Source organism: Gemmobacter lanyuensis (assembly GCF_014652355.1).
Lineage (GTDB): Bacteria > Pseudomonadota > Alphaproteobacteria > Rhodobacterales > Rhodobacteraceae > Gemmobacter > Gemmobacter lanyuensis.
Map to the genome: position 1 here is coordinate 88,148 of NZ_BMYQ01000012.1, position 13,121 is coordinate 101,268.

Below are 13,121 nucleotides of genomic sequence, written 5' to 3' on the forward strand. Positions count from 1 at the left end.
AAGGTTCCGGGGTTTGCGTTTGCGCCCCGCGATGGACCTGCTGGCCCAGGTGGGCGGCATCCCCGACGGGGTGGTGGTCGATCTGGGCTGCGGCGATGGGGCGGTGGCGCCGCCGCTGCGGCAGGCATTTCCGGGGCATGATCTGATCGGGATCGACAGTTCCCCGGCCATGCTGGCACAGGCGCGCGGCTATGACCGGACCGAGGTCTGTGACATTGCCGATTGGCAGATGAAGGGGACCGTCGCGCTGATCTTTTCCAATGCGGCCTTGCATTGGTTGGGGGATCATGCGCGGCTCTTGCCGCGTCTGGCGGCAAATCTGATGCCGGGCGGGGTGCTGGCGGTCCAGATGCCGGATCAGTTTCTGGCGCCGTCGCATCGGATCTTGCGGGATCTGGCAGAGACGATGTTCCCGGATCGGTTCGATTTTGCGGATTACCACCCGCCGGTTCTGACGGCGGCGGAGTATTGGGACATTCTGGCGCCGCTGGGCGTGGCCACGATCTGGGAAACGACCTACCTTCAGCCATTGTCCGCGTCCACCGCCGGGCATCCGGTCCGTGCCTTTACCGAAAGCACGGCGATGCGGCCGTTTCTGGCGCAGCTCGACCCAGAGGCGGCACAAGCCTTCACGGGCGCCTATGACGCGGCGCTTGCCGTGCCCTATCCGATTCAGCCGGACGGAGGGGCACTGATGCCCTTCCGCAGGCTGTTCATGGTGCTGCGCGTCACAGGTTGAAGTCGGATTCGATCAGCATCGGCCGTCCGTTGCCCAGCACGTCGATGGCAAAGTCAGAGATGCGATCCCCGTTCAGATCGGCCAGAACGCGCTGCCCGTCTGCCGTATCTGCCACGCGCAGCTGACCCGCCTGCCCGGTAAAGACGGTCACGAAGGTAAAGCTGCCAAACCCGTCGGCAGCGCCATTGGCGTCGATCTGTGCAAGGCCGATGCGGTCGCCTTCAGCGCGGTTGAAATCGACGATGACATCGCGCCCGGTCGATAGGACGGTGCTTTCATCCGCCTTCAGGAAGATGAAGCGGTCTGCCCCGGCGTCGCCCTGCAGGCGGTCGCGCCCCGCGGCGCCGTGCAGCACGTCATCGCCCACGCCGCCAAAAAGTCGGTCGTTGTCCTCATTGGCAAAGAGCATGTCATTGCCCTCGCCCCCGACCATGAAATCCGCACCGGCACCGCCATAGATCCTGTCGCCATTCCCCCCGCCGAAAAGCCGGTCATTGCCGTTCTGCCCGGCAATATAATCGAACCCCATCCCGCCGTAGGCAGTGTCGTTGGCGCCCCCCATGAACAAGTCGTCATTGCCGCCGGCGCCGTCAAAGATATTGGCGTTATAGTTGCCGCCCACGGCGCCCTCGACGCTGTCGCGCAGCTGATCGCCGAAATCGCTGCCGAGGATATTGTTGAAGCCGTTCAGCTGGTCGCCCGCCGCATGGCCTCCACGGCCGGTGGTCGTGGTGCCGAAGGTGAAGGTCACATTCACCGCGGCATCGGACCCGGCATAGCTGACCCAGTCGGTCAGGTTAGCTCCGCCGGAAAGGGAATCGGCCCCGGCGCCGCCCGAAATGGTATCGCTGTCGTCGCCGCCGCTGATCGTGTCATTCCCGCCCTCGCCGAAGAGACGGTCGGCGCCATAGCTGCCGCTCATCGAATCTGCGCCGGTGCCACCGTAGATCACGTCATTTCCGGCATCGCCATTCAGGGTATCGTTCCCGCCTTCGCCGAGGATGCGGTTGTTCAGCTCGCTCCCATCGATCCAGTCCGCGCCGGAAGACCCGCGGGCGTTCTCGATTTGCCCGACCACCACGAGGCGGTTGCCGGTATTGCCCACGTAATAGATGCCCGAAGACTGAAGCGTGACGCCGTTGAAAATGGACTAGCCCAGATCAATCGACTGGCTGGTATGGGCCTCTCTCAGGATCATCCAGTCGATTCCGACACCATCATCAACCAGGGTCACGGTGCTGCTGCCATTGCTGACGAGGTCTTCGATGTAATAGAAGTTGTTGGCCATCTCCCAATCCTCCACCAGGACGAACGCGATTAGCGTCAGGGTTGCAGGGAATCAGGCGGCGCGCCAGCACGAATCACGTAAGGGAAGCCTCCTTGGCGGACTGCCCATCGTGATGGAATTAATATTCCACGGCAGACAAATTTCCGCATGAATGTTCCATATTTCCGATCGGAAACCGCAGCTGGCGATTTTGCGGGTAACTGTGTCGCAATCGCGCCTTTCAGCCGGGCTTCCTGTCGCTATCGTGCCGCCAAAGCAATCCGGGCGCCACACCCAAGGGAGTAAGAGATGTCGTTCAAGACAGATATTGAGATCGCGCGCGAAGCGAAGAAAAAGCCGATTCAAGAGATCGGCACCAAGCTTGGCATCCCGACCGAGCATCTGCTGCCCTACGGCCACGACAAGGCCAAGGTGAGCCAGGAGTTCATCCGCTCGCTCGACGGCAAGCAGGATGGCAAGCTGATCCTCGTGACGGCGATCAACCCGACCCCGGCGGGCGAAGGCAAGACCACCACCACCGTGGGTCTGGGCGATGGCCTGAACCGCATCGGCAAGAAAGCCGTGATCTGTATCCGTGAAGCCTCGCTCGGCCCGAACTTCGGGATGAAGGGTGGCGCAGCCGGCGGCGGCATGGCCCAGGTCGTCCCGATGGAGGAGATGAACCTCCACTTCACCGGCGACTTCCACGCCATCACCAGCGCCCACAACCTGCTGTCGGCGATGATCGACAACCACATCTACTGGGGCAACACCCTGGGGATCGACGAGCGTCGCGTCGTGTGGCGCCGCGTCATGGACATGAACGACCGCGCCCTGCGCGACATCGTTGTCTCGCTCGGTGGCGTGTCGAACGGCTTCCCGCGTCAGACCGGCTTTGACATCACCGTGGCCTCCGAAGTCATGGCAATCCTCTGCCTGTCGAACGACCTGGAAGACCTGCAGAAGCGTCTGGGCGACATCGTTGTGGCCTATACCCGCGACAAGACGCCGATCTACTGCCGCGACATCAAGGCCGACGGCGCCATGACCGTGCTGCTGAAAGATGCGATGCAGCCGAACCTGGTGCAGACGCTGGAAAACAACCCGGCCTTCGTGCATGGCGGCCCGTTCGCCAATATCGCGCACGGCTGCAACTCGGTCATCGCGACCAAGACCGCGCTGAAGCTGGGCGAATATGTTGTCACCGAAGCGGGCTTCGGGGCCGACCTCGGCGCAGAGAAGTTCTTTGACATCAAGTGCCGCAAGGCGGGTCTGAAACCGGCAGCTGCCGTGATCGTGGCCACCGTCCGCGCCATGAAGATGAACGGCGGCGTCGCCAAGGCCGATCTGGGGGCCGAGAATGTCGAGGCCGTCAAGAAGGGCTGCCCGAACCTGGGCCGTCACATCGCCAACGTGAAATCCTTCGGCGTGCCGGTCGTCGTGGCGATCAACCACTTCTACAGCGACACCGATGCCGAAGTGGCGGCGGTGAAGGAATATGTGGCTGCCCAGGGCGCCGAGGCCATCCTCTGCAAGCACTGGGCGCAAGGCTCGGCCGGGATCGAAGATCTGGCCAATGCCGTCGTCAAACTGGCGGAATCGGGCGCTTCGAACTTTGCCCCGCTCTACCCGGACGAAATGCCGCTGTTCCAGAAGATCGAAACCATCGCCAAGCGCATCTACCACGCTGATGAAGTGCTGGCCGACAAGTCGATCCGCGATCAGCTGAAAGCTTGGGAAGCCGCTGGCTACGGTCATCTTCCGATCTGCATGGCCAAGACGCAGTACTCGTTCTCGACCGACCCGAACCTGCGCGGCGCGCCGACGGGCCATTCGGTGCCGGTGCGTGAAGTGCGTCTGTCGGCCGGTGCCGGCTTCATCGTCGCCATCTGCGGCGAGATCATGACCATGCCGGGCCTGCCGAAAGTGCCTTCGGCTGAAGTGATCCGCCTGAACGACGAAGGCCACGTCGAAGGCCTGTTCTGATCAGCGGCCGCGCCTTGCCATCATACCCGCGAGGGTTTACCTCGCGGGAAACCTCATCGGAGGATATGATGAAGGCCCCGACTGATTGCCACAACATGACCGAACTGCGCGCCGCCATCGATGCGCTGGACAGTCAGATCGTGGCGCTGATTGCGCGGCGGGCCGGTTACATCGACCGGGCCGCCGAACTCAAACCCGCCGAGGGTCTACCCGCCCGCATTGATGAACGTGTCGAGGATGTGGTGGCCAAGGTCTGCGCCCGCGCCAATGCAGAGGGGCTGGACCCCGCGCTTGTCGAACAGATCTGGCGGATGATGATCGAATGGTCGATTGCCCGCGAAGAGCAGGTGCTGGGACGGTAATCCGCGCGCCGACGCCCGATGCGCTGGCAGGGGATCGTGATGTTTCAAGGGGTTGGTGCGCCACCCCGTCAGAGGACGACAGCGATGACCGCTACCCTGATTGACGGCAAGGCCATTGCGGCCCGCATGGTCGAAGAGGTCCGCGCCGATGCGGCCGCGCTGGCCGAGCGGGGCTGGGCGCCGCGCCTCGTGTCGATTTCCGTGGGCGATGTCGCCGCGGCCGAGCTTTACGTCCGCAACCAGCAGAAAAGCGCAGAAGCCGCAGGCCTGCAGTTCGAGGCACGCAATTACCCCGCCGAGATCAGCCTGGAGCAGCTGACCGGCGTGCTGATGGGCCTGAACGCGGATCCGCGCGTGAACGGCATCATCATCCAGCGCCCGCTTCCGGCGCATATCCCGGTCAAGACGCTGCAGAAGGCCATCCATCCGCTGAAGGATGTCGAGGGCATGCACCCTGCCTCGATCGGGAATATCGTTTACAACGACCTCGCCCTTGGCCCCTGCACGGCGGTGGCGGCGGTCGAGATTCTGAAAACCCTGCCCTTGAACATCCAGGGGCTGGATGTCTGCGTGATCGGCCATAGCGAGATCGTGGGCAAGCCCATCGCCTTCCTGATGATGGGTCTGGGCGCAACGGTCACCGTCTGCCACCATATGACGCGGCAGGTTGCCGTCCACAGCCGCGCGGCCGATGCCGTGTTCGTGGCGGTGGGCAAGCCCGGTCTGGTCACGGGCGAGATGCTGAAACCCGGCGCCGCGCTGATCGATATCGGGATCAACCGCATCACCGATGCGGACGGCAAGGGCCGGACCGTCGGCGACGCTGATTTCGACAGCTGTTCAAAGGTTGCGGGCTGGATCACCCCGGTTCCGGGCGGGGTGGGGCCGGTCACGGTGGCCACGCTGCTCAAGAACGCGGTGCTGGCGACGCGGATGCAAATGGATCATTACTCTGCCGCCTTCGCGGTGGAACGCTGAGGAGACAAGGCCATGACGGCAGCAATCATCGACGGCAAGGCCTTTGCGGCCAAGGTGCGGGGCGAAGTGGCGGCACATGTCGCGCGCCTGAAGGAAGAACACGGCATCCAGCCCGGTCTGGCCGTGGTTCTGGTGGGCGAAGACCCGGCAAGCCAGGTCTATGTGTCCTCCAAGGGCAAATCGACCGTTGAGGTGGGCATGAAATCGGTCGAGCACAAGCTGCCTGCCGACACCTCCGAGGCTGATCTGCTGGCGCTGATCGCGCGTCTGAATGCTGACAGCTCGATCCACGGCATTCTGGTGCAACTGCCGCTGCCGGGGCATCTGAACTCGGAACTCGTGATCAACTCGATCGATCCGGCCAAGGATGTGGACGGGTTCCACATCTCGAACGTCGGTCTTCTGGGCACGGGGCAGAAGTCGATGGTTCCCTGCACGCCGCTGGGCTGCCTGATGATGCTGCGTGACCATCACGGGTCGCTGGCCGGGCTGAATGCCGTGGTCGTGGGCCGGTCGAACATCGTGGGCAAGCCGATGGCGCAGCTGCTGCTGGGCGACAGCTGCACCGTGACCATCGCGCATAGCCGCACCAAGGATCTGGCCGCGGTCTGCCGCGGGGCCGATATCCTCGTGGCCGCCGTGGGCCGCCCCGAGATGATCACCGGCGACATGGTGAAGCCGGGCGCCACCGTGATCGACGTGGGCATCAACCGGATCGAGCGGGACGGCAAGGGTAAGCTGGTGGGCGATGTCCATTTCGACAGCGCCAAAGAGGTGGCCGGTGCCATCACCCCGGTGCCGGGTGGCGTGGGGCCGATGACCATTGCCTGCCTGCTGGCCAATACGCTGACGGCCTGCTGCCGCGCCAATGGCCTGCCCGAACCCAAGGGTCTGACAGCCTGATTTTAGGCCCCTGTTGAACCTGCATGACCCCGCGCCCTGACGCGGGGTTAAGCATTTGCACTGCCATATTTTTCCGCGAATTATGATTGCGAAATAAAACTTCTGCGCGTATGCCTTGGGCGTGGTTGTTAGCGATTGCTGATTGGACAGATGGCCGGATTCCTGACGGTTCTACGCGCGGACCTCAAAAGTCCCGTTCCCTTGATCGCATGGGTTGTTCTGAGCCTGATCATCGGCATATCTGGCCCCTTCGGCAGCTACGTGGCGCTTCAGCCGGGGCCACGGCTGCTTTACTGGTTCATCTTCGTGGGTGTGGGCATTTTGGTGGGGATGGTGATCCGCGCCGTTGTTCACGGCCTGTGGGGCCTGCGCGATTTCCAGCGCGGGGCTTTTCTGGTCGCCCTGCTGGCCACGGTCGTGCTGACGCCGCCGCTTTATTTTCTGGCAGATGCCGTGTTTGACCATGCGCGCGCATCGACCCCTTCGATGGCTGATATGGCCACCTTCATCTTCGCGGTGTCACTGTCGCTGGGCGCATTCCGGCATTCCGTTGCGGATGCAGTGCCGCACTTTGCCGAAGTGGCGATTGCCGTTCCGGCCGAGCCTGAATTGCCCCTGATCGTTCAGCGCCTTGATTCGGCGTTGCAGGGGCGGCTGGTCGCGTTGACGGTGCGTGACCATTATGTCGATGTCTATACGACGGCGGGGCAGGGGGCGGTGCTGATCCGTCTGGGCGATGCGATCCGCGAAGCTGCGCCCGAAGACGGCGATCAGATCCACCGCTCACACTGGGTGGCATGGTGGGCCGTGACCGGGGTCGAGCGTGAGGGCGGCAAGCATTACGTGCGCCTGTGCCCCGCGCAGCGCCTTCCGGTCAGCAAAACTCATCTCGGCAAGCTGGAAGAGCGCGGCCTGCTGGAGCGCGAGCCCGCATAGGGATAGGGGATCGCCCGCGCGACCCGCCCGGTCAGGATGGCCAGCGCCCCCGGCCCCATCAGCGCCGCCAGCGCCGGGTCCGCACAATCCATGCCCCCGGTATAGGCGCCATAGGCGGGCAGGATCATGCGCTGCGGATTTGACAGCAGAAAACAGGGCGCCGCCCGCCCGGCAAGCCGCGCCTTGGGGTGATAATGGCCCGAGATCTCGGCCTCCCCGCCCTCGGCTGCGATATGGCGAAAGATCAGCGGTCCCAGCTGCATCTGCGGCAGCTGTCTGCCCGTCAGAGTAAGGGGGCCGGGGTCGTGGTTCCCTTCGACCCAGAACCAGTCGCGCCCAGCCATCAGGCCAGTCAGCCGGGCGTGATCCTCGGCGGTGATGTCCTCGGCGGCGGCCAGATCATCGAAACTGTCGCCCAGGCAGATGACCTGTTCGGGCTGTGTGTTGGCGATGTCGGCGGCCAGACGGTCCAGCGTGGCGCGCGTCTCATAGGGGGGCAGCAGCACGCCCCCCCGCCGCGCCAGCCGCGCCGATTTGCCGAAATGCAGGTCGGACACGACCAGCAGGCGCCGATCGGGCCAGAACAGCGCCCCGGTGGGCAGGGCCAGCAGCGGCTGCCCGGCAAAGGTGAAGGCAAAGGCGGTCATGGCCCCTGATCTGCCCGATCCCGACGGGCGGTGCAACGCCCTCAGGCCAGCCCGGCCGCGGCCATGAGGCGGGCCGCCGCCGCCTCGGCGAGACGTTCGCGTCCTTCGCCCTGCACGGGGATGCGACCGGGTTCCAGAAAGAGGGGCGCCGCCAGCGGCGTGACCCGATCCAGCCGGACAAGGTCGATCCGGCCCGCAACTTGGGTCAGCCGGTCTTCGATGCGCCCGAAATCGACCATGCCGCGCATCGCCTCTTGCCGGGTGATGCGCAGCATCAGGTGATCGGGGTCAAAGCGGCGCAGCGTGTCATAGAGGATGTCCGATGAAAACGTGGCCTGCCGCCCGGTCTTGCGCCGCCCCTGATGGCTGCGTTCGATCAGCCCCGCGATGATCGCGCTGGCGCGGAAGGTGCGTTTCATCACCGCGTTTTCAGCGAGCCAGGTTTCCAGCCCTTCGCGCAGCTGCGCCAGATCGAACAGCATGCCGACCTCGGTCACGGGTTCCAACCCCCAGATCAGCGTGGCGTAATCGGTGCAGACAAAGCCCAGCGGGGCCAGGCGCAACTCCTCCATCCGCTTGGTCACCAGAATCCCCAGCGTCTGCTGTGCGTTGCGCCCGGCGAAACCGTAAAGGCACAGATGTTCCCGCCCCTCATGCGGAAAGCTTTCGCAGAGCAGCCGGTCGGGTTCCGGCATCCGCGACACCTGCCGCTGCAGATTCAGCCATTTGGCGGTATGGGCGGGCAGGTCGGGCCAGCTGGGGCGTTGCAGCTGATCCAGAATCCGGTTGGCAAGCAGGGTCGAGGTGGCGAATTTCGTGCCGTTGAAAACCGCAACCTTGGGGTCGCGCCCCGGTTGGCGGCTGACCTCGACCGTCAGTTCATTGAGGTTTTCGTAGCGCACGACCTCGCCGCCGATCAGAAAGGTATCGCCGGGGGTCAGGGTCGCGGCAAAGCTTTCCTCGATCTCGCCCAGGGGAATGCCGCCCATCCGTCCCTTGAGCCGCACCTTCAGCGTTTCAATGTCGATGATGGTGCCGAGGTTCTGCCGCAGGACGGCGGCGGCGCGCGGGTCGCGCAGCTGCCATTTGCCATCGCGCTGCATCAGGCGTTGCCATCGGTCATAGGCGCGCAGGGCATAGCCGCCCGTCGCGCAAAAGTTCAGGCAATCGTCGAAATCTGCGCGGCTCAGCGTGGCATAGGGGCCTGCGGTGATGACCTCGGTGTAAAGATCATCGGCCAGAAACGGCCCGGCGCAGGCGGTGGCAAGGATATGCTGGCACAGCACATCCAGCGGGCCGGGGCCGCGGGGTTCGCCATCCAGACGGTGATCGCGCACGGCCTCAAGCGCGGCCTGACATTCGATCACCTCCCAGCGGTTGGCGGGCACCAGCAAAGCGCGCGAGGGCGCATTGTAGCGGTGGTTCGCCCGCCCGATGCGCTGCACCAGCCGCTTCACATTGCGCGGCGCACCGACCTGGATGACCAGATCGACATCGCCCCAGTCGATCCCGAGATCGAGCGATCCGGTGCAGACCACCCCGCGCAACGCCCCGGCGGCCATCGCGGCCTCGACCTTCTCGCGCGCTTCGCGCGACAGGCTGCCGTGATGGATGCCGATGGGCAGCGCATCCTCATTCGCGAGCCAGAGGTGGTGGAAGAAAATCTCGGCCTGCGCGCGGGTATTGTGAAAGATCAGCGTGGTGCGGTGGCGGCGGACCTGCTCCAGAATATCCGGGATCGCATAGCGCCCGCCCCCACCGGCCCAAGGGGGCGGGGCCTCGGTCTCCAACATGGCGATATCTGGGTCGGGGCCGGGATCGGCATGCAGGATCTGCGCGCCCCCGCCCAGAAACCGCGCAAGGGCGGGCGGGTCTTCCACCGTCGCCGACAGGCCCACCCGCCGCAGCCCCGGCGACAGGCTTTGCAGCCGCGCAAGGCCCAGCATCAGCTGATCGCCTCGCTTGCTTTCGGCCAGGGCGTGGATCTCGTCCAGGATCACCCGCTGCACCCCGGCGAAGATGCGCGGCGCGTCTTCGTAGCTGAGCAGCAGCGCCAGGCTTTCTGGTGTGGTCAGAAGGATATGCGGTGGATCGGCGCGCTGACGCTTGCGCTGGGTGGCGCCGGTATCGCCGGTGCGGTCCTCAACCCGGATGGGCAGGCCCGCCTCTTCGATCGGGCGGCGGAGGTTGCGCCGGATATCCGCCGCCAGCGCCTTCAGCGGCGAGATATAGAGCGTATGGAGCCCCGCCTTCGGCGCTGCCGTGATTTCGGCCAGCGACGGCAGAAACCCCGCCAGCGTCTTGCCCCCGCCTGTGGGCGCAATCAACAGCGTGGCGGGGTCGGCGGCGGCCTCGAGCATCGCGCGTTGATGCGGGTGCAGCTGCCAGCCACGGGCGGCGAACCAGTCGGACAGGGCGGGGGGCAGATGGGTCATGGCGCAATCATAGTGCGCTGGCGCGTCGGGGAAACCCCGCTGCCGGGACAACGGTCTTGCACGCCGCGCCGTGGCGCCCTAGTGCTGGGGCATGAAAATCTTGTTTCTGGGCGATGTGATGGGGCGCGCCGGCCGTGCCGCCATCGTGGAGCGGCTGCCGGGCCTCAGGGCCGAATGGGGCCTCGATTTCATTGTGGTGAACGGCGAAAACGCCTCATCCGGGGCGGGGCTGACGGGCGAACACGCCAAGCTCCTGCTGGCGGCCGGGGTCGATTGCCTGACGCTGGGCGATCATGCCTTTGATCAGAAGGACATGCTGTCGTTCATCGAACAGGAACAGCGCATCATCCGGCCGCTGAACTTTTCCAAGATCGCACCGGGGCGCGGGGCGCGGCTTTTCACCGATGCGCGCGGGCGCAAGGTGCTGGTCACGCAGGTTCTGGGCCAGGTCTTCATGAAGCGGCCCTTCGATGATCCGTTCTCGGCCGTGGATACGGTGCTGAAGCAGCACCCGCTGGGCGGTCTTGCCCAGGCAATCATCGTGGATGTGCATTGCGAGGCGACGTCCGAGAAGATGGCGATGGGCCATTGGTGCGACGGACGCGCAAGCCTTGTGGTCGGCACCCATACCCATGTGCCGACGGGCGACGCGCAGATCCTGCAGGGGGGCACCGCGTATCTGACCGATGCGGGCATGTGCGGCGATTACAACTCGGTCATCGGGATGGAGAAGCTGGAGCCGCTGCGCCGCTTCATCACCGGCATGCCGAAAGAGCGTTTTCAGCCCGCGAATGGCCCGGCGACCCTGTCGGGCGTCTATGTCGAAACCGATGATCGCACCGGCCGGGCCGAGAAGGTGCGGATGATCCGCATCGGTGGGCGGCTGGAAGATGCGCGTCCCTGACGCGCAAGACCTGCCCGATTATTGTTCTGTTCTGCCGCGCGGAGAGAGTATTCTTTCCTTTTCCGGGGCGTAAAGAGCACGCTTTGCACGAATCCTTTGCTTTTGGGGGGATTATTATCTACTGATCCGGTCGAGTTTAACTTGGGGGTCCCATGCTTGGTCTAGAACTCGCGCAGCAGACGCAGGCCTTGTTGTCGCTCGGTATTCTGGCGGTGATGTTCGTTTTCTTTGTCCGAGAGACGTTTCCCGTCGAAGTGACCGCAATCATGGGCGCGGCGGCGATGATCCTTTTGGGTATCCTGCCCGAGAAAGAGGCCCTCAAGGTTCTGTCGAACAACGCGCCTTGGACAATTGCCCTGATGTTCATGGTCATGGGGGGGCTCGTCCGCACCGGCGCCGTTGAAATGATCATCGGCCTTGCCGAAAGCCATGTCGGCAACCGACCCAAGACCACCATCGCCGTGCTGTTTGGCTTTGTGGCCGTGGCCTCTTCGGTCATGAACAACACGCCGCTGGTGGCCGTGATGATCCCCGTGGTCATCCAGATCGCGGCGCGCATCGGGAAAGCGCCTTCCAAGCTTTTGATCCCGCTCAGCCATATGACGGTGCTGGGGGGGATGATTTCGCTGATCGGCACCTCGACCAACCTGTTGGTGGACGGCTCTGCGCATGACGCGGGGCTGCCGCACTTCGGATTGTTCGAAATTGCACCGCTCGGCCTGGCTGTGACTGTGGTTGGCGGCCTTTATCTGGCGCTTTTTGGTAACTACCTTTTGCCCGAACGCCAGTCGATGGCCTCGCTTCTGGGCGATCGCAAGCGGATGAAATACTTCACCGAGGTCGCGATCCCCGAGGACTCTGTTCTGGTCGGCAAGCCGGTGCTTGAGGTGCAGCAGTTCAAACGCTCGGGCGTGCGGGTGATCGATGTGCTGCGGGGCGATCTGTCGCTGCGCCGCGATCTGAACGCGGCCGTGCTTGAGGCGGGCGACCGCGTCGTCCTGCGGACCGAGATGACCGAGCTTCTGGACATGCAGAACCGCACCGACATGCGGATCGTGGACAAGCTGTCTTCGGTGCAGACCGAAACCGTCGAGGTGCTGATCACCCCCGGCTGCCGCATGATCGGCCGCAGCCTGGGCGAGATGCGCCTGCGCCGCCGCTATGGCGTCTATGTCCTGGCGGCCCATCGCAAAAGCCAGAACATCGGCCGCCAGCTGGATGAGCTGGTCGTGCAGGTCGGCGATACGCTGCTGCTCGAGGGCGCGATGGAGGACATCAAGCGCCTCGCCGACGATATGGAAATGGTGGATGTCAGCCACCCCAAACAGCGCGCCTATCGCCGGGGCAAGGCCCCCATCGCCATCGGGGCGCTGCTTTTCGTGGTGGTGCTGTCCTCGTTTGATGTGGCGCCGATCTACACGCTGGGCTTCTTTGCCGTCGCCGCAATCCTGCTGTCGCGCTGCATCGACAGCGACGAGGCGCTGAGCTTTGTCGATGGCCGTCTCATGGCGATGATCTTCGCCATGCTTGCCGTGGGCGAGGGGCTGGACCGGTCCGGTGCGGTCGAGCTGATCGTGACCGGGGTGAAACCCTGGATGGAGGGTCTGCCCCCCTTCCTCATGATCCTTGCGATCTATCTGCTGGGCCTGATCCTGACCGAGTTCCTGTCGAACAACGCTGTGGCGGTGATCTATACCCCCATCGCGATCGAACTGGCACATCAGCTGGGTGTTGATCCGCGGCCCTTCGTGGTGGCAGTCATGTTTTCGGCCACGCTCGCCTTTGCGACGCCGGTGGGGTATCAGACCAATATGATGGTCTATGGCCCCGGGGGCTACAAATTCACCGACTTCACCAAGGTCGGCATCCCGCTCAATATCCTCACCTGGCTGGTCTGTTCGGCGCTGATCCCGCTGCTCTGGCCGCTTTATCCCTGATTTCACAGGGGCAGGGTGCCGTTGCCG

General features: G+C 64.3%; 12 protein-coding genes. 8 read left to right on the forward strand and 4 right to left on the reverse strand.

Annotation, left to right across the window (positions count from 1 at the left end):
* The first annotated feature begins 13 nt into the window (after window positions 1-13).
* Entirely contained in the window at window positions 14-739 is a 726-nt protein-coding gene (locus IE101_RS15940; RefSeq protein WP_308429878.1) for a methyltransferase domain-containing protein, read from the forward strand.
* Here the strand turns inward: IE101_RS15940 and IE101_RS15945 are convergent.
* The gene (locus IE101_RS15945; RefSeq protein WP_189634836.1) at window positions 729-1,844 is read right to left on the reverse strand and encodes a calcium-binding protein; all 1,116 of its coding nucleotides are present in this window, start codon (window positions 1,842-1,844) and stop codon (window positions 729-731) included. The two genes, IE101_RS15940 and IE101_RS15945, sit on opposite strands and share 11 nt — an antisense overlap.
* 45 nt (window positions 1,845-1,889) lie before the next feature.
* Complete coding sequence (locus IE101_RS15950; RefSeq protein WP_189634837.1) at window positions 1,890-2,027, reverse strand: hypothetical protein; 138 nt, start codon at window positions 2,025-2,027, stop codon at window positions 1,890-1,892.
* A 288-nt stretch (window positions 2,028-2,315) separates the two neighbouring features.
* Between IE101_RS15950 and IE101_RS15955 the strand changes: the two genes are divergently transcribed.
* The 5 genes from IE101_RS15955 (at window position 2,316) to IE101_RS15975 (ending at window position 7,171) form a co-directional block, all read left to right on the forward strand.
* Window positions 2,316-3,992, forward strand: a complete 1,677-nt coding sequence (locus IE101_RS15955) for a formate--tetrahydrofolate ligase (RefSeq protein ID WP_189634838.1) — start codon at window positions 2,316-2,318, stop codon at window positions 3,990-3,992.
* Between the two features lie 68 nt (window positions 3,993-4,060).
* Window positions 4,061-4,354, forward strand: coding sequence for a chorismate mutase (locus IE101_RS15960; protein WP_189634839.1), 294 nt, complete (start codon window positions 4,061-4,063; stop codon window positions 4,352-4,354).
* A gap of 84 nt (window positions 4,355-4,438) precedes the next feature.
* The gene (locus IE101_RS15965; protein WP_189634840.1) at window positions 4,439-5,332 is read left to right on the forward strand and encodes a bifunctional 5,10-methylenetetrahydrofolate dehydrogenase/5,10-methenyltetrahydrofolate cyclohydrolase; all 894 of its coding nucleotides are present in this window, start codon (window positions 4,439-4,441) and stop codon (window positions 5,330-5,332) included.
* 12 nt (window positions 5,333-5,344) lie between these two features.
* Complete coding sequence (gene folD / locus IE101_RS15970; protein ID WP_189634841.1) at window positions 5,345-6,235, forward strand: bifunctional methylenetetrahydrofolate dehydrogenase/methenyltetrahydrofolate cyclohydrolase FolD; 891 nt, start codon at window positions 5,345-5,347, stop codon at window positions 6,233-6,235.
* 201 nt (window positions 6,236-6,436) lie between these two features.
* Window positions 6,437-7,171: a LytTR family DNA-binding domain-containing protein gene (locus IE101_RS15975; RefSeq protein WP_189634842.1), complete on the forward strand. Its 735-nt coding sequence runs from the start codon at window positions 6,437-6,439 to the stop codon at window positions 7,169-7,171.
* Here the strand turns inward: IE101_RS15975 and pdeM are convergent.
* A complete protein-coding gene (pdeM, locus tag IE101_RS15980) occupies window positions 7,120-7,818 on the reverse strand; it encodes a ligase-associated DNA damage response endonuclease PdeM (protein ID WP_189634843.1) in 699 nt (232 codons plus the stop codon). The two genes, IE101_RS15975 and pdeM, sit on opposite strands and share 52 nt — an antisense overlap.
* A gap of 41 nt (window positions 7,819-7,859) precedes the next feature.
* Entirely contained in the window at window positions 7,860-10,253 is a 2,394-nt protein-coding gene (locus tag IE101_RS15985; protein ID WP_189634844.1) for a ligase-associated DNA damage response DEXH box helicase, read from the reverse strand.
* A 91-nt stretch (window positions 10,254-10,344) separates the two neighbouring features.
* Between IE101_RS15985 and IE101_RS15990 the strand changes: the two genes are divergently transcribed.
* Complete coding sequence (locus tag IE101_RS15990) at window positions 10,345-11,157, forward strand: TIGR00282 family metallophosphoesterase (RefSeq protein ID WP_189634845.1); 813 nt, start codon at window positions 10,345-10,347, stop codon at window positions 11,155-11,157.
* 152 nt (window positions 11,158-11,309) lie between these two features.
* Window positions 11,310-13,094, forward strand: a complete 1,785-nt coding sequence (locus tag IE101_RS15995) for an SLC13 family permease (protein ID WP_189634846.1) — start codon at window positions 11,310-11,312, stop codon at window positions 13,092-13,094.
* The last annotated feature ends 27 nt before the right edge of the window (window positions 13,095-13,121 follow it).